Source organism: Klebsiella sp. 10 (genome assembly GCF_018223925.1).
Taxonomy (GTDB): domain Bacteria; phylum Pseudomonadota; class Gammaproteobacteria; order Enterobacterales; family Enterobacteriaceae; genus Klebsiella; species Klebsiella pneumoniae.
Genome location: NZ_JAGRRB010000001.1, coordinates 1 through 20,153 on the forward strand (window position 1 = coordinate 1; position 20,153 = coordinate 20,153).

The window sequence follows — 20,153 nt, forward strand, 5'->3', positions numbered from 1 at the left end:
GCTGGCAGGCGGCGGGGCGGTGGCGGGCACGGTGTTATGGAACAAGTATCAGCAGAAAATGCGCGCGCAGAATACGTCCGCCCAGGCGCCTGAGACGGCAGCGGCGCCGACGGATGTCGATCCGCGCAGCGTCCGGCTGATCACGGCCCTGGTATTTGCCGCGAAAAGCGACGGTCATATTGATGACCACGAGCGGGCGAATATTGAAACTCAGCTGCGGGCGGCCAATATTGACGTTCAGGCCCGGGTGCTAATTGACCAGGCGCTGGCCCAGCCGCTGGATCCGCAGCGTCTCGCCGAGGGCATCATCGACCCGCAGGAGGCGCTGGAGATCTACTACGTCAGCTGCGCGGTGATTGATATCGACCATTTTATGGAGCGTAGCTACCTTAATGCGCTGGGAGACGCCCTGGCGCTGCCGAAAGATGTCCGGGCCGATATAGAACAGGATATCCAGTCACAAAAACAAGCGCTAAGCGTCTAAATCATCACGTTTCGCTTGCATCGCTCGCGTCTTTTGCCACCCTTATAGACACGTCATCATTCAGGCGCCACCCTGCGGCCTGAATGCTCTTGTGTCACGATAAAGCAGCAGAAGAATAACATGCCACCTAAAGCTAAACGGATCCCTCACGCCATGACCTTGCATGGCGATACACGCATCGATAATTATTACTGGCTGCGCGACGATGAGCGCGCGCGACCTGACGTGCTGGAGTATCTGCACGCGGAGAACGCTTACGGCAAGCAAGTGATGGATTCGCAGCTCAGCCTGCAGGAGCGTCTGCTGAAGGAGATTATCGACCGCATTCCGCAGCGGGAAGTCTCTGCCCCCTACAGTAAAAACGGCTTTCGCTACCGTCAGGTGTATGAGCCGGGCTGCGAATACGCTATCTACCAGCGGCAGTCGGTGCTGAAAGAAGAGTGGGATGAGTGGGAGATCCTGCTCGATGCCAACCAGCGGGCGGCGAAGAGCGAGTTCTACACCCTGGGCGGACTGGGCATTGCGCCCAACAACCAGCTAATGGCGGTGGCGGAAGATTACCTTTCCCGCCGCCAGTACGGCCTGCGCTTTTGCGACCTCAGCAACGGCGAGTGGTACCCGGAAATCCTCGAAAATGTCACCTCCGGCTTTGCCTGGAGCAACGATTCACGCTTTGTTTGGTATGTGCGTAAACATCCCACCACGCTGCTCCCTTATCAGGTCTGGCGCCACACCGTCGGGACACCGGCGCAGAGCGACGCGCTGGTCTACGAGGAAAAAGATGAGACCTTCTACGTCAGCGTGCATAAAACCACCTCCCAGCAGTTCGTGGTAATTTATCTCTCCAGCGCCACCACCAGCGAAGTGCTGCTGCTCAACGCCGAACTGCCAGACGCCGAGCCGGTCTGCTTTCTGCCACGGCGTAAAGATCATGAATACAGTCTTGATCACTATCAGCACGCTTTCTATCTTCGTTCCAACCGGGAGGGGAAGAATTTCGGCCTCTACCGTACCGTACTGCGTGATGAAGAACAGTGGACCACGCTGATCCCGCCGCGTCACGACGTGATGCTCGAAGGATTTACCCTGTTTACCGACTGGCTGGTTGTGGAAGAGCGTCAGCGTGGCCTGACCAGTCTGCGGCAAATTAACCGCAAGACCCGGGAGGTGGTGGGGATCGCTTTTGACGATCCGGCCTATGTCACCTGGCTTGCCTATAATCCGGAGCCCGAAACGTCGCGACTGCGCTACGGCTATTCCTCCATGACTACGCCGGATACGCTGTTTGAACTGGATATGGATACCGGCGAACGAAGAGTGATCAAACAGCAGGAGGTAAAGGGGCTGGATACGAGCTGCTACCAGAGCGAACACCTGTGGGTGACCGCCCGCGATGGCGTCGAAGTCCCGGTCTCTCTGGTCTACCATCGCGAACATTTTCGCAAAGGGAGCAACCCGCTGCTGGTCTATGGCTATGGCTCATATGGCGAGAGTATCGATGCCGATTTCAGCGCCAGCCGGCTGAGCCTGCTCAACCGCGGCTTTGTCTACGCCATCGCCCACGTCCGCGGCGGCGGCGAGCTGGGTCAGCAATGGTATGAAGACGGTAAATTCCTGTGTAAGAAAAATACCTTCAACGACTATCTGGACGTCTGTGACGCGCTGCTTGCCCAGGGGTACGGCGATCCGCGGCTCTGCTACGGCATGGGGGGCAGCGCCGGCGGAATGCTGATGGGCGTGGCCGTGAATGAACGGCCAGAGCTGTTCCATGGCGTGATAGCCCAGGTGCCGTTCGTCGATGTGGTGACCACCATGCTGGATGAAACTATTCCGCTGACCACCGGTGAATTTGAAGAGTGGGGAAATCCGCAGGATGAAACCTATTATCATTATATGAAAAGCTACAGTCCCTATGACGGCGTGAGGGCGCAGGCGTATCCCCACATGCTGGTGACTACCGGTCTGCATGATTCCCAGGTGCAATACTGGGAGCCGGCTAAATGGGTGGCGAAACTGCGGGAACTGAAAACCGACGATAACCTGCTGCTGCTCTGCACCGATATGGATTCCGGACACGGCGGAAAATCCGGGCGCTTTAAAAGCTATGAAGGGGTGGCGCTGGAGTACGCCTTTTTCATCGCCCTGGCGCAGGGGACACTGCCGGGAAAAGCGGCAGTGTAGGCGCTATTCCCCGAGGTAATGCCTGAGCGTCAGGCGCAGTTCGGGGCTCATGCGGTCGAGATTGTTGAATAACCAGCGCAGATAGCCTGGATCGTTTTCAGCAATCTCGGCGACGGCCTTACCCCGGTATTTGCCGAAGGTAAAAGTAGTCAGCAGCGCCGGCCGACCGGTGATATCGGCCATTTCGTCAGGGGTCCAGCCGGAAACATTGATGATATCCAGCAGCAGCGCGGCGGTGATATAGCAGTCATACAGCGCCCGGTGGTGATGCAGTCCCGGCGGCGTAGTCACGTTCAGCTTACGTGACTTATATAACCCCATATTGCTGTATTTGATTCCCGGCCACAGGCGTCGGGCCAGCTTCATCGTACAGATCCACTCGCCGTGCATCTCCGGCAACACCCGGCGATCGAAGCTGGCGTTATGCGCGACGTACCACGGGCTGCCATGATAGTGAGGAATAATCTCCTCAATCCACGGCTTATCGGCGACCATCTCTTCCGTGATCCGGTGGATAGCCATCGCCTGCGGGCTGATGGGCCGATCGGGACGCACCAGATGGCTCATGGGATTGGTAATTTGCCCGTCGACTATATCGACCGAGGCGATTTCAACGATGCCCCCCTGCAGGCCGCAGGTTTCGGTATCAATGACGCGCAGCATGGCTCGCTCCAGAGCAAAACAATAAGCGTAATGGAATTGGCCGGGCTTGCCAACCGACGGGGAGGAGGCGAGCGCGCATTATTTCTGTTTCGGCTCCCACGGTAGTCGCGAAAGGGAGACGGAGGCCAGCCGATGGGCGATCAGTCGTTCACGGAACCAGTCGCGCAGATGTGCGGGCTGTTCACGCTCGACTAAATCAGCGACCACCGGCATATTGTACCGTTCCTTAAAAGCAACGCCGGCGGCGGCGAGATCGACATTGACTTTATCCATCTCATCTTGCGAAATTTTGGCCAGATTTCTTTCCATCATCCACTCCACTCTGCTTATAAATCCGGTCAGGGCCAGATGCCTGGCTCGACTCTGGCATTATACAGGGTTATTCTCTGTGCTACAGACATAACAAAAGGGAATGACGAATATGCGACTTCTTGCTGGACGCGCGTTGCGCCTCTCCGTTGCGCTTGCCGGGATGTTAACCGCGGCGGGCGCCTTCGCCCACGCTCACCTGCAGCAGCAGATCCCGACCGCCGGGGCGCAGCTTTCAGCTTCCCCACAGACGTTGACGCTCAGTTTTTCCGAAGGTATTGAACCCGCATTCAGCGGCGTGACCGTCACCGGTCCGCAGCAGCATGCGGTGGCTACCGGAAAACTGACCCGCAGCGCCGATAATCCGGCCGAGGTCACGTTACCTTTGGCGGAAGCCTTGCCGCCGGGAGAGTACACCGTGGCATGGCATGTGGTCTCGGTGGATGGTCATAAAACCAAAGGGCAATATACCTTTAGCGTGAAGTAAGCGATGCTGACCGGGCTCTATATTACCCTGCGCTTTGGGCACTTTATCTCCCTGATGCTGGCTTTTGGCTGCGTGCTGTATGGCGCCTGGTGGGCGCCGGTACCGCTGAGACGCGTGCTGATGCTGCGCTTTTATCCACTACTGCGCCCGCTGCTGCTGATCGGCGCGATCTCTACGCTGGCGCTGTATCTCCTGCAGGGAGGAATGATGGGCGAGGGCTGGACGGATGTCTGGCGACCCGCCGTGTGGCAGGCGGTGGCCGGGACCCGCTTTGGTGGAGTGTGGATCTGGCAGATCCTACTGGCGTGGATCGCACTCGCGGTAGTGTGGATCCGTCCCCGTCACGGCGCCCGCCAGCTGGTGGCCCTGCTGGCGGCACAGCTGCTGCTTTCCGCCGGGGTAGGGCACGCCGCTATGCACGATGGTCTCACCGGCGTACTGCAGCGGACAAACCACGCTGTGCATCTCTTCTGCGTCGCCAGCTGGTTCGGCGGTCTGTTGCCCTTTATCTATTGCCTGCGCCTGGCGCAGGGGCGCTGGCGGCCGGCCGCGGTCTATACCATGGCGCGCTTTTCACGTTACGGGCATCTGGCCGTCGCCGGCACGATTGCCAGCGGAGCGCTCAATGCGCTGTTGATCCAGGGAGGATTGATTGGCGCATCGCCGTGGGGACGCATGTTGTTGATCAAATGTGCGCTGGTCGCCGGGATGGTGGTAATTGCGTTAGTGAACAGGTATGTTCTGGTACCGCGCATGTCGGCAAGCGGTTCGCGGGCGGAAAGCCTGATCCTGCGAACCACGCAGGCTGAAATAGGACTCGGCGCGCTGGCGCTGCTGGCCGTCAGTCTGTTTGCCACCTGGGAACCTTATTGAATTAACTGGCAAAATCATGAAAAAAATTGTTCTGACCATGTTGTTACTGGCAAGCTCCGGGGCTGCTCTGGCAGCGCCACAAATTATCACCGTGAGCCGTTTTGAGGTGGGGAAGGAGAGCTGGGCGTTCAACCGGGAAGAGGTTATGTTGACCTGTCGACCGGGTAACGCGCTTTACGCCATCAACCCGAGCACGCTGGTCCAGTATCCGCTCAATGAGGTGGCTGAGCAGCAGGTCAAAGCCGGCAAAACCACCGCGCAGCCGATCTCAGTGATCCAGATCGACGATCCGCAGCATCCGGGACAAAAAATGAGCCTCGCGCCCTTTATCGAGCGAGCGCAGAAGCTCTGCTAAACTTTCTCGCTATCCTGCTGTAATAACATTAAAAAAACCGCCCTTGCCGGACAACGGCAGTGGCGGTTTTTTCGCTGGCAGAGGCCCCCTTTCCAGGAATTATGCAGCCACTTTGGCCGCGGACTGGAAAAGCTGACGCGTTAAACTATTCTTATAGTGCAAGGCGACTTAGCCTGCATTAATGCCAACTTTTAGCGCACGGCTCTCTCCCAAGAGCCATTTCCCTGGACCGAATACAGGAATCGTATTCGGTCTCTTTTTATCTTTATCTGTCTTCTTTCCCAAGAGCCAGCGACATCCTGTCAGTCAAACACCCGCTGGCCTCTGGATGTCCCGTTATAGCACACCGTTTTTAGCATACACAATTCATTTACACATAAATCGCATCCTGTGGAAGGGGAGGTGGCAACGGTGGAACCGTAAACGAGGGCGGAGAAAAGAAAAAACCTGCACCTAAACAGGCCCGGCGTGCAGGTTAACTGGCGGGCCAACATCGGAAGCCTGCTAGTATACATATTTGTATGATAAATAAAATAAGCAAAATCTAAACGATTTGGCAATTCATGCGATTACACCTCGCCGGCTGACGAGGTGGCATAAATAATAAGCACGAGCACTTTTGCGGGCGGAAAATATTATTGCGGAACGCTGAATGTAGGGTATATCTGACTTTCCAGATAGCAGAGCAATAGCCAAATTTCATCGCTGAAAATAAACCATATGCTCCCGAGCAGAATGACCGCCAGAATAATCAGCAGAAAAATTTCGGTTTTACTCATTATGCAAGCGACTATCCGGTGGCCTTCGGGGACCCTGATAGTAGCGAAATATTGACATAATAAGCAAACGCCATGTTGTAATTCGGCTTCACCTACAGCGCAATTTAGTCACCGGCATGCCGCTGCGTCAATATTGCCACCTGCTCCGTCAGCTGATCCAGCAGCTGGAATCGCCGCCGATATTCAGCCCGTTTTTTACTGGCGATACTCTCCAGCGATTTTCTTTCCAGACATAGCGGTAGCCGCCAGCGCCAGGGGCTTTCCGGGTGGCCGTCGATAGACTGCCAGAACTCGTCGTAGCTGGCGTGGAAATGGCGGCCTTTGCTCAGGCGATAGCGCAGGGCGCGGAACACGTGACCGTTATCGCTGACGCCGTAAATAGCCGCGATTTGGCTGCGCGCGGCCAGTTGCCAGATAAACTCCAGCAGCAGGCGCTTCGGAAACAGGCCGTAGCAGGCGCGAGTCGCCTGCTTAATCACCTCATGAGAAACGTGACGTCGCGGCCCCTGCAGACCGCCGATAACCAGCTGCCAGGCATCGTGATCACGGGTTACGCTGAAGGTGGCGCTGGCCAGCAGGGTGTGGTCGCTGTCGCGCAGCCACAGAGTGGTTTCACCCTCACGTTCGGCTTTGCCTGCCGAGGAGGCATAAAGAGTAAACCGGCGGTCCTCTTTTCCGTTTAACGTCAGCAGCGGGACCTCAGACACCGCGGTCATAGCGTGCGCCAGCCGCGATCCGCGTAGGGTGTCGATATAGCGATAATGGTTGATTACCGCCACCGCCCGCTGCCAGGCGTTGAGATCGCGGGTCAGATATTGACGGTGTACTTTGCCCGGCAGCGTAGCCTGCGCGGCCAGCAGCTGATTAAAATCATCCCGAGCGCTGAGCGCTTCCAGCATCGCTCTGGTGGCGTTATAAAATAAGGCCGTGCGCAGCAAAAACTTAAAGCGGTAATTTTTTTGCCGCCAGATGGGGGCAGGTGTCAATCTGCCCATCACCAGATCGGCAATAAGATGCGAGCGCGGCGCTAGCACGCCGGATGAATGCAGGCTATTGTCTGTCACGATAAACACCTCGTTGTGATTTCCCCCTATTTTAAAGCGAGCCACTGACAAGCTTAATCCTCTGGCGGACTATATTTGCCGTCTGTTTAAAATTGATTGAGGTGTAAATTAAATTCCGTGGACCTTTGCTGGAATTACCTATAATTACCGCTGAGAGGTAATTATATGTATCAACGTATTAACGGCAGCGACTGGCGTAATATCTGGCTGATGGGCGATCTGCATGGCTGCTTTGCGCTGCTGATGAATCGCCTGCGTCAGCTGCGTTTTGATCCCTGGGCCGATCTGCTGATCTCGGTGGGCGATCTGATCGATCGCGGGCCGCAGAGCGCCGATTGTCTTGGCCTGTTGCGCTGTCGCTGGTTCAGGACCGTTCGGGGGAATCATGAGCAGATGGCGCTGGAGGCGCTGGAGAGCGGAGATATGCGGCTCTGGCAGATGAACGGTGGCGACTGGTACGTCAAGGGCGATGCGCGGCAGCGGGCCGACGTCGATCGGCTGCTGGCGCACTGTCGGCGGCTACCGTTGATTATTGAAGTGGAATGCGGGAAAGCGCGGCATGTGATCGCCCACGCCGATTACCCGGCGCCGGTCTATCGCTGGCAGCAGCCGGTGGATCCCCAACGGGTACTATGGAGCCGCCATCGTCTGAGTGAACACCTGGCGGGGCGCCATGGCGCTATTGCCGGCGCAGACCATTTCTGGTTTGGCCATACGCCGCTTCAGGCGCGTTATGACCACGATAATCAACACTATATTGATACGGGCGCTGTGTTTGGTGGGACGCTGACGCTGGTGGCGCTGCAGTCGGCAGGCTAAAAGTCGCTGTATTCGCTGGCGGGTTGCCAGAAGCCATCAATAAAATCTTCTATCGGGTAGCAGCCACCGTGGCGGATCCGCTGATCCTCCATCGCCACTAAGCACTGCGTTTCCTCGCGGTAGACGTCAACCACAATGTCCTCGCAGCCGCCATCCAGATAGCAAATAAACAACACTAAGGCAAACATCCTGGCCTCATGCTCGGGTTCACATATTATTTAGTGTAGGGGATGACGGCGAGACGGGGAAATAAATAACCCGTCTCAGGCGACGGGTTCATTGGTGTCAGGCAAGGCGCATGACCCAGGCATCGGACTGGCGGTCGTAATGTTTACGGTAGAGAACGGAATGTTCGCCATTGAGAATCGCGGGCACGCTGGTGTCGGCATCCCAGGCGTCAAGCTGCATACATAAGTCTGGATCGGATTTGCAGGGTATGCTTAACGTTCGCTCACCCTGATGCTCACCGTGCAGTTCGGCATCGTCTATTTCGAACGCGCCGATGCGGACATTGGTTTTACTCATCGCTTCACCCCATTTTTCAGCTGAGTTGTGGTACGACCAGTTATGGCCGTTATTTTTCAGCGTAGTCAATGGGGCGAAAAGCGCCAGTCAAAAAGTGCGCATTTTTTGCGCGGCCTCACACCTTGCCGGCAAAAAGTTTTCCATCGCGCACCAGTTCGCGCGGATAGCTGTTCTTCAGTCGGGAGCCGACGCGCTTCGCCAGGCCCAGCGGGACGCCCTGGAAGGTCACAATGGTTTCATCCTGCCCAGGCGCGGTTTGCGGATAGACGTCGCGCCCGCGATACCATTCCTCCGCTTCCTCCTGCGACAGCTCGAAGGCCCGCTGCGGCGCGGCAAAGGCGATAACCGCCTCATGCTGCCAGCGGTACCCCTTATTGTGCAGCTCCGCCAGGCGCACGCCGATGCGAGAAAAGCGCACCTTGCCGAACAGGGGCTCCAAAGCCAGCGGAAACAGCCACAGCTCTTTATCCCGCTGCCACAGCGTATGGCCTGCGTCCCACTCCAGGCCAACAGCCCTGGCGGCGGCAGTTACCGCGGCGGCCTCCCGGTCCTTCAGCGGCGTAAACGGGAATTTACCGACCTTATAGCCTGGCGCCGGGAGCGGATCGATCGCCGCAGTTTTGCGCAACCTCGCGACAAAGAAGCCTTCGCAATCGTAAATTTGCGGAAAAACGTGCAGAAAACCTTCCGCGGTTAAGGCGTCGGCTGCGCCGGGAAACAACTCTCCCAGCGGCAGGATCTCAACCGCCTGCGGATAGCGGGACAGCAGCCACTCAATGACCGATTGATTTTCTTCACGATTCAGGGTGCAGGTGGAATACACCAGCGTCCCGCCAGGGCGCAGAGCATGGAAGGCGCTGTCGATAAGCTCGCGCTGAGTGGCGGCGATGTCGAGGTTGCTCTCCGGCGACCAGTTTTTCAGCGCGTCGGCGTCTTTACGTACAACCCCTTCGCCGGAGCAGGGGGCGTCAAGCAGGATGGCATCGAAGGTTTCGGGCAAGGCCGCGCCAAAAACCCGGCCGTCGAAGTGGGTCAGAGCGACGTTGCTGATGCCGCAGCGGCTGATGTTGGCATGCAGCACCTTCACCCGGCTGGCGGAGAATTCATTGGCGAGAATGCCGCCCGCGTTGCCCATTCGGGCTGCAATTTGGGTGGTTTTCGATCCCGGGGCGGCGGCAACGTCCATCACCCGTTCGGGCTGCCGGTTATCGGCGAACAGGGCGGCGACCGGCAGCATCGAACTGGCTTCCTGAATATAGAACAGCCCGCTGAGATGTTCGGCGGTACTGCCCAGCGGCAGCGCGTCGTCATCCTCTCGCTCGATCCAGAATCCCTCTGCGCACCAGGGCACCGGCGCGAGCTGCCAGCCGTAGGGGGCAACCAGAGAGAGGAAATCATCGACGCTAATCTTCAGCGTATTGACGCGAATACTGCGGCGTAGCGGGCGCTGACAGGCGGCGATAAAGTCGTCGAAAGAGAGATGCGCTGGCATCGCCGCGCGCATTTGAGCGAGAAACGCTTCAGGGAAATAGACAGTATTTTCAGCCACGGGCAGCGCACCACAGAAAAAAAGGGTGCGCAGTTTAGCACAAACGCCCCGGCGCGTGACACCGGGGCGTGCGGTTTACCCTCTCCCCGCGCCCGGCGTTGCCCGGGGCGGGAGAAGGGGGCATTACTGCGGCAGAGCGGTGCCCCACTCCCGCCACTCTTTCGGCTCGCTCTCCTGCAGCAGGAAGTGCTTGCCATCCTGGGCCTTCGGCGCCAGCGGCGTGCCCGGCGGCGTGGCAAAGGCGATCCCGCCGCGGATAAACTGATTGAAGGTACCGGTTTTCACCACCCCGCCAATCAGGCCGAAGTCGAGGCTGTAACCCGAGGCCAGCCAGAACACCGAGTTATTACGTACCAGGTACTGGTAGCGCTTACTGATGCGCAGCTTAACCATCACCCGGTCAGACATCGACCCCAGCGACAGTCCGGTAACCGTCCCGACTTCCAGTCCGCGGAACAGGACCGGCGTACCGATGCCAAGCGACCCCGCCTCCGGCGCTTCCACCACGATGTTCAGGCCGTCGATATAACGCGAATCGCTGATCGTCGTATCCTGGATCTCAAAATCGCGTCGTGCCGGGCCGCGGCCGGGCTCAACGTTGATGTAGGCCTGGAACAGGGTGTCGAGATGTTCCACGCCCGCGGCGGAGATTTGCGGAGTGATCACCGAGAAGCGGGTCCCGGCGCGGGCGAAGGTGCCGACGTATTCCGGATAGAGCACCGCTTTCGCCTGCACTTCGTTTTTGGCGGTGATTAGCTCCAGCGACTGGATTTGACCGATGTCGATGCCGAGATAACGAATCGGCATCCCGGCCGCCATCTTCCCGGCGTCGTACGCGTGCAGGGTGATTTGGCCGCCCACGGCGCGCGCCGCCGTTTCAGATGCATAAAGGATACGTTTGTTATTCAGCCGTGCTCCGGCGCTGCTGCCATTGAGGTTATCGAAACTGATCGCCCCTTTGATCGCGCGCGCCAGCGGCGAGGCCTGCACGGTGAGTCCGTTACCGTCAAGCTTGACCTTCGCACCGCCTTCCGCCCAGAAGACGCTGTTGTTGGTCAGCAGGTAGCGGTACTCCGGCTTGATATGCAGATCGATATCGAATGCATCCTTGCGCGGTTTGACGGCGATGATCTCGCCGACGGCGAATTTACGATACAGCACCACCGAGCCGGCCTGAACGTCAGGCAGCGTCTCAGCAGACAGGCTCAGGGTAGTAGTCGGCACTTCGCTCAGGCTATTTTCCTGCGCCTTTTCAAGGTTAGCGTACAGCGGATAGCTGCTTTGCATTTTGCCTTTTTCGCCGGGGATCACCCTGATCCCGCCGTTCACCCATTCGCTGGCGCTGGCGCCCAGCACCTGCACGCCGTCGAGCCCCACTTTGACGTCCAGACGACTGTTAACCACAAATTTGCTGTCGCCGTGAATTAGATCGCGGTATTCAGGGTCAATGGCAACCTGAAAGGTTACCCCTTTGGCCGTCAGTTTACGCTCCAGCACCTGGCCGACTTTTACTCCGTGCAGCACCAGCGGCTGACCGCCGTCGATGCCGTAGCTCTCCGGCGCCGAGAGAGTAACGGTGGCGACGTTGGGCTCATCCAGCAGCGCTTTATCCGCCGGCATTACCGAGAAGTGATTGCGTGGCTCGCCTTCGCCGGGCACCAGCTCAAAGGTATTGCCGGTGAGCAGGGTGCTAATGCTGGGGTTATCGAGGGAGAGCTTCGGCTTCTTCATCTGAATCAGCGTTTTCTCCCGCAGCAGCGTCACCACGCTCGGGTCGACGGTCATCTCGCCAGTAACTTTGCCGCCGGGGTTTAGATTCAGTTTGCTTAACTGGCCCACCTCCAGCCCCTGATACATGAGCGGCGTCGAGCCCGCTTTCAGTCCATCGCCATCAGGCAGATCGAGGGTCACTACCACGCCGCGCTGGCTATGCGCCAGATCTTCATACAGGTGATATTCATCGTTTTGCGAGGCGACATGCGAATCGGCGGGGGAGTCAAAGGCGATGGCGCCGTTCACCAGCGCGGACAGGTTCTCCAGTTGCACTTTGGCCCCGCTCAGGCCGACGTCGGCCTTGACGCCTGAGACGTTCCAGAAGCGGCTGCCTTTTTTCACCAGATTGGTAAACCGGCGCTCAATTAGCACATCGATGGTCACCCCCTGATTATTGGCATTCAGGGAATAGTCATACACCCGCCCGACCGGGATTTTTCGGAAGTAGACCAGCGAGCCGCTGTTCAGAGAGCCAAGATCCGGCGCCTGCAGGTGGATCATTAGCTCGCCGTTGTTGATGCGGTATTTAGGTTGGGTGTCGAGGGCGACAAAGTGATCTTCGGGTTCACCCTTGCCCGGCATCATGCCGATGTAGTTCCCGCCCACCAGCGCATCGAGGCCCGATACGCCGGCCAGAGAGGCTTTCGGCGTGACCAGCCAGAACTGGGTCTCTTTGCGCAGCGCATCTTTCATATCGCGTTTGATGCTGGCCGAAACCTCAATCTTACTCAGATCTTTACTGAGGCTAATATCCTGGACGGTGCCGACTTCAACCCCCTGATAGCGGATCGGCGTCCGTCCCGGCACGATGCCGTTCGCGGACTGGAAATCAATCGTAATCGTCGATCCGCGATCGTCAAAGCTGGTCCAGATTAGCCAGGCGGCAATCAGCAACGCGATGACCGGCAGCAGCCAGAATGGCGAAATACGGCGTTTGGTTTTTATTCTGGCTTCAGTCTGCGAAGCGGGCGTTTCCTGACTCATGTGCGTCCCAAAGTAAGCGGCTGTCCAGCCATTCAACTGCAAGAATAGTTAAAATTACCGCGCCGCCAAAGTAAACCGCAGCCGGCCCCATGGTGAAGGCGAGGAGCTGATCGCGATTTATTAGCGACATGGTGAGTGAGATAACAAACAGATCCAGCATCGACCAACGGCCAATCCAGGTGATTAGCCGCAGCAGCAGGATGCGGGTGCGCAATCCCTGCTCGCACTTGAATTGTATGCTGAGCAGCAGGGTAAATAACACTATAACTTTGGTGAATGGCACCAAAATACTGGCGATAAACACGACCCCGGCAATGGCGATATTGCTGCTGGCCAGGGAGATGATCCCCGAGAGGATCGTGTCGTCCTGGCGCGCGCCGTTGACGTAGATGATGGAGATTGGCAACAGGTTGGCCGGAAAGAGGAAAACCAGCGAGGCAATCAGCGCCGCCCAGCTGCGCTGCAGGCTCTGCGGTCGGCGATGATGCAGCGGCGTGTGGCAGCGTCGGCAGCGGCCGCGCGCGTCGCGATAGCCGGTGTAATGGCAGCCGGTGCACACCTGCAGATTATTATCGGCGCGGGTCGCCGGACGCTCGGGATAGAAACGCTCCCATAGCTCTTCGACGTTCATATGAATAAGCGTCAGGATGCTCAACAACGTCAGGGAGATAAACGCCACCAGACCGATGCCCGGCTGCAGGAAGGCGTAATCCTGCACCTTGATGGAGGCGACGCCGATGCCCACCAGATAGATATCCAGCATCACCCACTCTTTAAGCTTGCCGAGCATCAGCAGCACCGGCCGCAGGTTCATCCCCAGCACATTGCCCAGCCAGAGATAGCTGATGGAGACCACCAGCAGCACCGGGGCGACCACCGCGCAAAACAGCACCATGGCGGCGGTAATCGGATCGCCCTGCGCGGTCATCTGCCAGATCCCCTGCAGGACGTTGGCGTCGATGCGTACGCCCAACAGATGCAGGCGCAGCAGAGGCTCCGACCAGGCGAAAGGCATGAGCAACAGCATCGCGAGGGCCATGCTGCCCAGGCGGGTCAGCGACCAGTCGCGGCCATCGCGCACCTTCGCGTTACAGCGCGGACACCAGGCGCTTTGGTTGCGTTTGAGCACCGGTAAGCGGAAGAGCATGTCACACTGCGTACAGCGCTGATAATGCGCATAGGGAAGCGGCGTGCTGACAGTATGCACGACCATCTTTTTCGCAGGTTTGAGGGTGGGTGTTTTTATCGGCATTTATTACGTACAGGAATGAATGTATCTCACTATCTTAACCTATGAATGAATTCATCTTGAGCCCAAGCGCATTTAATGCTTATTTTAGTAGGCTGTACGTATCAGGCAGTAAGACAACAAAGTGAAGATATAATGAGCAAAACAGAATTTTACGCGGATCTGAACCGCGATTTCCAGGCATTAATGGCAGGTGAAACCAGTTTTCTGGCGATGATCGCCAATACCAGCGCGCTGCTGTTCGAGCGGCTGAGCGAGGTCAACTGGGCCGGTTTCTACCTTCTGGAAGGCGATACCCTGGTGTTGGGACCGTTCCAGGGCAAACTGGCCTGCGTGCGGATCCCGGTCGGGCGAGGCGTATGCGGCGCGGCGGTGGCGCAGGCTCAGGTCCAGCGCGTCGAGGACGTCCACGCCTTTGACGGCCACATTGCCTGCGATGCCGCCAGTAATTCGGAAATTGTCTTCCCTCTGCGCGTGAATGGCCAGATTATCGGCGTGCTGGATATCGATAGTCCGGCTTACGGGCGCTTCACCGCTGAAGATGAGCAGGGGTTGCGCACGCTGGTCGAGCATCTGGAAAAACTCATTGCGGCCACGGATTATCAAAAAATCTTTACCCGTGTCGTGGGATAATCAACGGATAACGTAGCATTTAGCGAGGACGTCATTATAATGTCGCCTGTTCATGCCTGCGGCTTGTTGGCTACGTCCGTTGTAATCAGGAAATTTCATGGAAAATCAACCTAAGTTGAATAGCAGTAAAGAAGTTATCGCCTTTCTGGCCGAACGTTTCCCGCAGTGCTTTAGCGCTGAAGGTGAAGCGCGCCCCCTGAAAATCGGAATTTTTCAGGATCTCGTTGAGCGAGTGGGTGGTGAGATGAATCTCAGCAAGACCCAGCTTCGCGCTGCATTACGTCTCTACACGTCCAGCTGGCGTTATCTGTACGGCGTAAAAGCCGGCGCTATTCGCGTTGACCTGGATGGCAATCCGTGCGGCGAACTGGAAGAGCAGCACATTGCCCATGCGCGTCAGCAGCTGGAAGAAGCGAAAGCTCGCGTTCAGGCGCAGCGCGCAGCCCAGCAGGCGAAAAAACGCGAAGCCGCTGCGGCCGCAGGCCAGCAGGATGAAGGCGTTCGCCGCGAGCGTAAACCGCGTCCTCAGCAGCCGCGTCGTAAAGAAGGCGCTGAACAGCGTAAACCGCGTCCTGTTGCGGCCAAAGCCCCGCGTGAAGAGCGTCTTACTCCGGTATCGGATGTTTCCGTTCTGACCGTCGGCCAGGCGCTGAAGGTAAAAGCAGGCAATAACGCCATGGACGCCACCGTTCTGGAAATCACCAAAGATGGCGTTCGTGTACAGCTGACTTCTGGTATGTCAATGATTGTACGCGCAGAACACCTGGTGTTCTGAAACGGAGGCCGGGCCAGGCATGAACACATTTTTTAAAATCACCGCGCTTGCGGGCCTGCTGGCAATAGCAGGCCATGCATTCGCTGTTGATGACATAACCCGCGCAGATCAAATCCCCGTGCTGAAAGAAGAGCCGCAGCACGCGACGGTAAGCGAGCGCGTGACGTCGCGCTTTACCCGCTCTCATTACCGTCAGTTTGATCTCGACAACGCCTTCTCGGCAAAGATTTTTGACCGTTACCTGAACCTGCTGGACTACAGCCACAATGTGCTGCTGGCCAGCGATGTGGCGAAGTTTGCGGCTAAAAAAGACCAAATTGGCGATGAGCTGCGCAGCGGGAAACTGGACGTCTTTTACGACCTCTACAACCTGGGGCAGCAGCGCCGCTTCGAGCGCTATCAGTATGCGCTGAAGGTGCTTGAACGTCCGATGGACTTTACCGGCAATGATAATTTCAACCTTGACCGCTCCAAAGCGCCGTGGCCAAAAGACGAGGCCGAGCTGAACAAGCTGTGGGACGCTAAGGTTAAGTTTGACCAGTTAAGCCTGAAGCTGGCGGGTAAAGACGATAAAGAGATCCGCGACACCTTAACCCGTCGCTATAAGTTTGCTATCCGTCGCCTGGCGCAAACCAACAGCGAAGATGTCTTCTCGCTGGCGATGACCGCCTTCGCTCGCGAAATCGATCCGCACACAAATTATCTGTCGCCGCGTAATACCGAGCAGTTCAACACCGAAATGAGCCTCTCACTCGAGGGGATCGGCGCCGTGCTGCAGATGGATGATGACTATACCGTCATTAATTCGCTGGTGGCGGGCGGTCCAGCCGCGAAAAGCAAAGCGATCAGCGTCGGCGATCGCATCGTTGGCGTTGGCCAGACCGGGAAGTCGATGGTTGATGTCATCGGCTGGCGTCTGGATGACGTCGTGGCGCTGATTAAAGGGCCGAAGGGCAGCAAGGTTCGTCTTGAAATCCTGCCGGCCGGTAAAGGAGCCAAGACGCGTATTGTAACGCTGACCCGCGAGCGCATTCGTCTGGAAGACCGTGCGGTGAAGATGTCGGTGAAAACCGTCGGGAAAGAAAAAGTCGGCGTGCTGGATATTCCAGGCTTTTACGTTGGCCTGACCGATGACGTGAAAGTGCAGCTGCAGAAGCTGGAAAAACAGAACGTCAGCAGCATCATCATTGACCTGCGCAGCAACGGCGGCGGAGCGCTGACAGAGGCGGTATCGCTTTCGGGTCTGTTTATTCCGTCCGGTCCGGTGGTGCAGGTGCGGGATAATAATGGCAAAGTGCGCGAAGACAGCGACAACGATGGCGTGGTTTATTACAAAGGGCCGCTGGTGGTGCTGGTTGACCGCTTTAGCGCCTCGGCGTCTGAGATCTTCGCCGCAGCGATGCAGGACTATGGCCGCGCGCTGATCGTTGGCGAACCGACCTTCGGTAAAGGGACGGTACAGCAGTATCGCTCGTTGAATCGTATTTACGATCAAATGCTGCGTCCGGAGTGGCCGGCGTTGGGTTCCGTCCAGTACACCATCCAGAAGTTCTATCGTATTAACGGCGGCAGTACGCAGCGCAAAGGCGTGACGCCGGATATCATGATGCCAACCGGCAATGAAGATCGCGAAACCGGCGAGCAGTATGAAGACAACGCGCTGCCGTGGGATAGCATCAACGCGGCCACCTATGTGAAGTCCGGGGATCTGATCCCGTTTGGACCGGAGCTGCTCAAGCGCCACGACGAGCGTATTGCGCAGGATCCTGAATTCCAGTACATCATGAAGGATATTGCCCGTTATAACGCGATGAAGGACAAACGTAACATCGTCTCTCTGAACTACGCCCAGCGTGAGAAAGAGAACGAAGAAGATGATGCGATTCGTCTGGCGCGGATTAACGATCGCCTGAAACGCGAAGGCAAGCCGCCGTTGAAAAAACTGGACGATCTGCCGAAGGATTACCAGGAGCCGGATCCATATCTTGATGAAACGGTCCATATCGCGGTAGACCTGGCGCATCTGGAAAAAGCGCGCCCGGCGGTGGAACCGCCGGCCAGCAAATAAGTTGCTAACGGGCACCCTGAGAGGTGCCCGTTTTTTTTGTGCGCGTTGTCATCGCCATTCAGCTCATCTAACAAAATGTCAACCTGCGCTGCCGCTGTCAGCAAGATGCTACAAAATGTAAAGTTGTGTTTTTATCGTGACTTAGCGGGGGCTGATGGTTGAAAATTGCAGCCTGACCCATACGATGTGGGTAATCGCATAGTGCGTTTTGTTAAATTGAGGTAAAAAGAAAATTATGATGCGAATCGCGCTTTTCCTGCTGACGAACCTGGCAGTGATGGTCGTGTTCGGGCTGGTGTTAAGCCTCACGGGGATCCAATCCAGCAGCATGACCGGTCTTCTGATTATGGCCCTGCTGTTCGGCTTCGGTGGTTCTATCGTTTCGCTGATGATGTCGAAGTGGATGGCGCTGAAGTCAGTGGGTGGGGAAGTGATCGAGCAGCCGCGCAACGAAACGGAACGCTGGCTGATGAATACCGTTGCGCAGCAGGCGCAGCAGGTAGGTATTGCCATGCCGCAGGTAGCTATCTATCACGCGCCTGACATTAACGCCTTCGCCACCGGCGCGCGTCGTGACGCCTCGCTGGTCGCCGTCAGCACCGGGCTGTTGCAAAACATGAGCCGTGATGAAGCGGAAGCGGTCATTGCCCATGAAATCAGCCACATCGCCAATGGCGATATGGTTACCATGACCCTGATCCAGGGGGTGGTGAACACCTTCGTTATCTTTATCTCCCGCGTTATCGCGCAGATTGCGGCCGGTTTCCTCGGCGGCAACAGGGAAGATGAAGGGGAGAGCAGCAATGGCAACCCGCTGATCTACTTCGCCGTCGCCACGGTGCTTGAGCTGGTGTTTGGTATTCTGGCCAGCATAATCACCATGTGGTTCTCGCGTTACCGTGAGTTCCATGCTGACGCCGGCTCGGCGCGTCTGGTAGGCCGCGAGAAGATGATTGCAGCCCTGCAGCGTCTGAAAACCAGCTATGAGCCGCAGGAAGCCAGCAGCATGATGGCGTTCTGCATTAACGGTAAAGCGAAATCCATGAGCGAACTGTTTATGACTCACCCGCCGCTGGATAAGCGTATTGAAGCCCTGCGTAGCGGTGAATATCTGAAATAATCCATCTTCTGACGCTGAAAACGAAAATCCGCAGCCCGCAAGCTGCGGATTTTTTTTACCGTCCGTCAGGCTGCGCGCGGCTGAGTGACCCGCAGACCGCTAATTAGCGCGGCGACGATAGCCAGGGTGCCGGCCAGCAGCAGGGCGGTGTGGGTGCCGTTGTTACCGAGCAAATTGAATAGCAGTGCCACCAGCGCCGCGCCGGTGCTCTGTCCGAGCAGGCGAGCGGTGCCCAGCATGCCGCTGGCGCCGCCGCTACGATGGCTCGGAGCCGAGGCGACGATGGTATGGTTGTTCGGCGACTGAAACAGCCCGAAGCCGGCGCCGCACAGCGCCATGCGCCAGATGATATCCAGATCGGAGGGCGACGAGGGCAGCAGCGCAAGGCCGAACAGGCCGCAGGCCATAATCAGCAGGCCGATAGCCCCCAGCAGCCCGGCATGACATTTCTCGATCAAATAGCCGGCCAGCGGCGCCATCACCATGGTCGCTAACGGCCACGGCGTTAGCAGCAGACCAGTCTCCACTTCGCTGCGCCCCATCATCGACTGCAGAAAAAAGGGCAGGGAGACCATCGCCAGCATTTGCGCGCAGAAGGAGCAGATGGAAGTGCAGATAGAGAGAGAGAAGAGTGGGATACGCAGCAGGTCGACCGGCAGCAGGGGGACGGGCATCGTGAGCTGGCGGCGAACGAAGAAGAACCCCACCACCAGCATAGCGGCGACCTCCGCCAGCACCAGCTGAGTGGACTGCCCCTGGGCGAAACCGCTCAGGGCGGTGATTAGCAGCCCGAAGGTAAGGGCGTTCATAATGGCGCTCGGCAGATCGAAGCGGATGATTTTGCTGCGCGCGCTGTTGGGCGGCAGAAAGCGCATGGCCAGAACAAAGGCGACGATGCCGAGAGGCACGTTAATTAAAAACAGCCATTGCCATGAGGCGAGGGAGAGGATCGCTGCGGCGATAGTCGGGCCGGCCGCCGAAGAGACGGCAACGACAAAGGAGTTAATGCCCATGCCGCGACCAAGAAAGCGCTGCGGATAAATCAGACGGATCAGCGCGGTGTTGACGCTCATCAGCGCGGCGCCGCCCAATCCCTGCGCGACGCGAGCGAAGGTTAGCATTTCGAGGCTACGCGACAGCGCGCAGGCCAGCGAGGTAAAGATAAACACCACCAGGCCTATCTTATAGATACGCCGATAGCCGACCATGTCGCCGAGGAAGGAGAGCGGCAGCAGGGCGATGACAATGGCGATTTGGTAGGCGTTAACGATCCAGATTGAAGCCGCCGGTGAGGCGTTGAGATCGCTGGCGATAGTCGGCAGCGCGACGTTGGCGATAGCCCCGTCGAGCACGGCCATGGTCAGCCCAAGCACGATGGTCAGAATGGCGCCATAGCGTTGCGGCAACGGCACGCCATCAGAAGAATTTTTATCCATGGTGAATATGAGTCTTAAATGAAACGG

At 57.6% G+C, this 20,153-nt stretch carries 19 protein-coding genes and 1 pseudogene; 10 read left to right on the forward strand and 10 right to left on the reverse strand.

Going from position 1 to position 20,153, the window contains the following annotated elements:
- The coding region (locus KHQ26_RS00005; protein WP_073579024.1) for a tellurite resistance TerB family protein at positions 1–484 on the forward strand (484 nt) is incomplete at its 5' end.
- A gap of 120 nt (positions 485–604) precedes the next feature.
- Positions 605–2,665, forward strand: a complete 2,061-nt coding sequence (ptrB, locus tag KHQ26_RS00010; RefSeq protein ID WP_004151449.1) for an oligopeptidase B — start codon at positions 605–607, stop codon at positions 2,663–2,665.
- A gap of 3 nt (positions 2,666–2,668) precedes the next feature.
- Here the strand turns inward: ptrB and exoX are convergent, their stop codons facing one another.
- Positions 2,669–3,328, reverse strand: coding sequence for an exodeoxyribonuclease X (exoX, locus tag KHQ26_RS00015; protein WP_002911407.1), 660 nt, complete (start codon positions 3,326–3,328; stop codon positions 2,669–2,671).
- Between the two features lie 78 nt (positions 3,329–3,406).
- Positions 3,407–3,637, reverse strand: a complete 231-nt coding sequence (locus tag KHQ26_RS00020; protein ID WP_002911406.1) for a DNA polymerase III subunit theta — start codon at positions 3,635–3,637, stop codon at positions 3,407–3,409.
- A 112-nt stretch (positions 3,638–3,749) separates the two neighbouring features.
- On the opposite strand from KHQ26_RS00020, the gene yobA reads away from it, so the two are divergent.
- From yobA to KHQ26_RS00035, 3 genes are read left to right on the forward strand one after another with little or no spacing between them, the layout of a single operon-like run.
- Positions 3,750–4,124 carry a CopC domain-containing protein YobA gene (yobA, locus tag KHQ26_RS00025; protein WP_004151448.1) on the forward strand — a complete coding sequence of 125 codons (375 nt, stop codon included), beginning with the start codon at positions 3,750–3,752 and terminating at the stop codon, positions 4,122–4,124.
- Between the two features lie 3 nt (positions 4,125–4,127).
- Complete coding sequence (copD, locus tag KHQ26_RS00030) at positions 4,128–4,997, forward strand: copper homeostasis membrane protein CopD (RefSeq protein WP_004175431.1); 870 nt, start codon at positions 4,128–4,130, stop codon at positions 4,995–4,997.
- Between the two features lie 16 nt (positions 4,998–5,013).
- Positions 5,014–5,352 (forward strand): YebY family protein, encoded by a 339-nt coding sequence (locus KHQ26_RS00035; protein WP_002911404.1) that lies wholly within the window; start codon positions 5,014–5,016, stop codon positions 5,350–5,352.
- Between the two features lie 635 nt (positions 5,353–5,987).
- On the opposite strand, the gene KHQ26_RS00040 is transcribed toward KHQ26_RS00035, so the two are convergent.
- Together KHQ26_RS00040 and KHQ26_RS00045 are read right to left on the reverse strand one after the other, a co-directional pair.
- Complete coding sequence (locus KHQ26_RS00040; protein ID WP_002911398.1) at positions 5,988–6,131, reverse strand: Ecr family regulatory small membrane protein; 144 nt, start codon at positions 6,129–6,131, stop codon at positions 5,988–5,990.
- Positions 6,132–6,235: 104 nt separating this feature from the next.
- Positions 6,236–7,204 carry a VirK/YbjX family protein gene (locus KHQ26_RS00045; RefSeq protein ID WP_014907334.1) on the reverse strand — a complete coding sequence of 323 codons (969 nt, stop codon included), beginning with the start codon at positions 7,202–7,204 and terminating at the stop codon, positions 6,236–6,238.
- A 156-nt stretch (positions 7,205–7,360) separates the two neighbouring features.
- Here KHQ26_RS00045 and pphA point away from each other — a divergent pair, with 156 nt between their 5' ends.
- Positions 7,361–8,014 carry a protein-serine/threonine phosphatase gene (gene pphA, locus KHQ26_RS00050; protein ID WP_020804905.1) on the forward strand — a complete coding sequence of 218 codons (654 nt, stop codon included), beginning with the start codon at positions 7,361–7,363 and terminating at the stop codon, positions 8,012–8,014.
- On the opposite strand, the gene KHQ26_RS00055 is transcribed toward pphA, so the two are convergent.
- From KHQ26_RS00055 to yebS, 5 genes are all read right to left on the reverse strand, one after another.
- Positions 8,011–8,202: a YebW family protein gene (locus tag KHQ26_RS00055; RefSeq protein ID WP_002911395.1), complete on the reverse strand. Its 192-nt coding sequence runs from the start codon at positions 8,200–8,202 to the stop codon at positions 8,011–8,013. The two genes, pphA and KHQ26_RS00055, sit on opposite strands and share 4 nt — an antisense overlap.
- Positions 8,203–8,299: 97 nt before the next feature.
- A complete protein-coding gene (locus KHQ26_RS00060) occupies positions 8,300–8,539 on the reverse strand; it encodes a YebV family protein (protein ID WP_002911393.1) in 240 nt (79 codons plus the stop codon).
- Between the two features lie 115 nt (positions 8,540–8,654).
- A complete protein-coding gene (gene rsmF, locus KHQ26_RS00065) occupies positions 8,655–10,088 on the reverse strand; it encodes a 16S rRNA (cytosine(1407)-C(5))-methyltransferase RsmF (protein WP_004148845.1) in 1,434 nt (477 codons plus the stop codon).
- Between the two features lie 123 nt (positions 10,089–10,211).
- Complete coding sequence (locus tag KHQ26_RS00070) at positions 10,212–12,845, reverse strand: PqiB family protein (RefSeq protein ID WP_002911388.1); 2,634 nt, start codon at positions 12,843–12,845, stop codon at positions 10,212–10,214.
- Positions 12,814–14,097, reverse strand: coding sequence for a membrane integrity lipid transport subunit YebS (gene yebS, locus KHQ26_RS00075; protein WP_002911387.1), 1,284 nt, complete (start codon positions 14,095–14,097; stop codon positions 12,814–12,816). Before yebS ends, KHQ26_RS00070 begins: the two co-directional genes overlap by 32 nt.
- 132 nt (positions 14,098–14,229) lie before the next feature.
- On the opposite strand from yebS, the pseudogene KHQ26_RS00080 reads away from it, so the two are divergent.
- The 4 genes and pseudogenes from KHQ26_RS00080 (at position 14,230) to htpX (ending at position 18,690) form a co-directional block, all read left to right on the forward strand.
- Positions 14,230–14,743, forward strand: a pseudogene (locus KHQ26_RS00080) (GAF domain-containing protein).
- Positions 14,744–14,824: 81 nt separating this feature from the next.
- The gene (proQ, locus tag KHQ26_RS00085; protein WP_002911385.1) at positions 14,825–15,502 is read left to right on the forward strand and encodes an RNA chaperone ProQ; all 678 of its coding nucleotides are present in this window, start codon (positions 14,825–14,827) and stop codon (positions 15,500–15,502) included.
- A 19-nt stretch (positions 15,503–15,521) separates the two neighbouring features.
- Positions 15,522–17,570: a carboxy terminal-processing peptidase gene (gene prc, locus KHQ26_RS00090; protein WP_020804913.1), complete on the forward strand. Its 2,049-nt coding sequence runs from the start codon at positions 15,522–15,524 to the stop codon at positions 17,568–17,570.
- A gap of 235 nt (positions 17,571–17,805) precedes the next feature.
- Positions 17,806–18,690 carry a protease HtpX gene (gene htpX / locus KHQ26_RS00095; RefSeq protein WP_002911381.1) on the forward strand — a complete coding sequence of 295 codons (885 nt, stop codon included), beginning with the start codon at positions 17,806–17,808 and terminating at the stop codon, positions 18,688–18,690.
- A 65-nt stretch (positions 18,691–18,755) separates the two neighbouring features.
- Here htpX and KHQ26_RS00100 read toward each other — a convergent pair whose 3' ends face one another.
- Positions 18,756–20,126 (reverse strand): MFS transporter, encoded by a 1,371-nt coding sequence (locus tag KHQ26_RS00100; protein ID WP_002911379.1) that lies wholly within the window; start codon positions 20,124–20,126, stop codon positions 18,756–18,758.
- Between the last annotated feature and the right edge of the window lie 27 nt (positions 20,127–20,153).

Bases quoted from the DNA above. Each gene is read 5' to 3' on its own strand.
- yebS (WP_002911387.1), bottom strand. From the start codon at position 14,097: ATGCCGATAAAAACACCCACCCTCAAACCTGCGAAAAAGATGGTCGTG.
- KHQ26_RS00040 (WP_002911398.1), bottom strand. From the start codon at position 6,131: ATGAGTAAAACCGAAATTTTTCTGCTGATTATTCTGGCGGTCATTCTG.
- KHQ26_RS00070 (WP_002911388.1), bottom strand. From the start codon at position 12,845: ATGAGTCAGGAAACGCCCGCTTCGCAGACTGAAGCCAGAATAAAAACC.
- prc (WP_020804913.1), top strand. From the start codon at position 15,522: ATGAACACATTTTTTAAAATCACCGCGCTTGCGGGCCTGCTGGCAATA.
- copD (WP_004175431.1), top strand. From the start codon at position 4,128: ATGCTGACCGGGCTCTATATTACCCTGCGCTTTGGGCACTTTATCTCC.
- KHQ26_RS00060 (WP_002911393.1), bottom strand. From the start codon at position 8,539: ATGAGTAAAACCAATGTCCGCATCGGCGCGTTCGAAATAGACGATGCC.
- KHQ26_RS00035 (WP_002911404.1), top strand. From the start codon at position 5,014: ATGAAAAAAATTGTTCTGACCATGTTGTTACTGGCAAGCTCCGGGGCT.
- htpX (WP_002911381.1), top strand. From the start codon at position 17,806: ATGATGCGAATCGCGCTTTTCCTGCTGACGAACCTGGCAGTGATGGTC.
- yobA (WP_004151448.1), top strand. From the start codon at position 3,750: ATGCGACTTCTTGCTGGACGCGCGTTGCGCCTCTCCGTTGCGCTTGCC.
- KHQ26_RS00055 (WP_002911395.1), bottom strand. From the start codon at position 8,202: ATGTTTGCCTTAGTGTTGTTTATTTGCTATCTGGATGGCGGCTGCGAG.
- proQ (WP_002911385.1), top strand. From the start codon at position 14,825: ATGGAAAATCAACCTAAGTTGAATAGCAGTAAAGAAGTTATCGCCTTT.
- KHQ26_RS00020 (WP_002911406.1), bottom strand. From the start codon at position 3,637: ATGGAAAGAAATCTGGCCAAAATTTCGCAAGATGAGATGGATAAAGTC.
- KHQ26_RS00100 (WP_002911379.1), bottom strand. From the start codon at position 20,126: ATGGATAAAAATTCTTCTGATGGCGTGCCGTTGCCGCAACGCTATGGC.
- exoX (WP_002911407.1), bottom strand. From the start codon at position 3,328: ATGCTGCGCGTCATTGATACCGAAACCTGCGGCCTGCAGGGGGGCATC.
- ptrB (WP_004151449.1), top strand. From the start codon at position 605: ATGCCACCTAAAGCTAAACGGATCCCTCACGCCATGACCTTGCATGGC.
- pphA (WP_020804905.1), top strand. From the start codon at position 7,361: ATGTATCAACGTATTAACGGCAGCGACTGGCGTAATATCTGGCTGATG.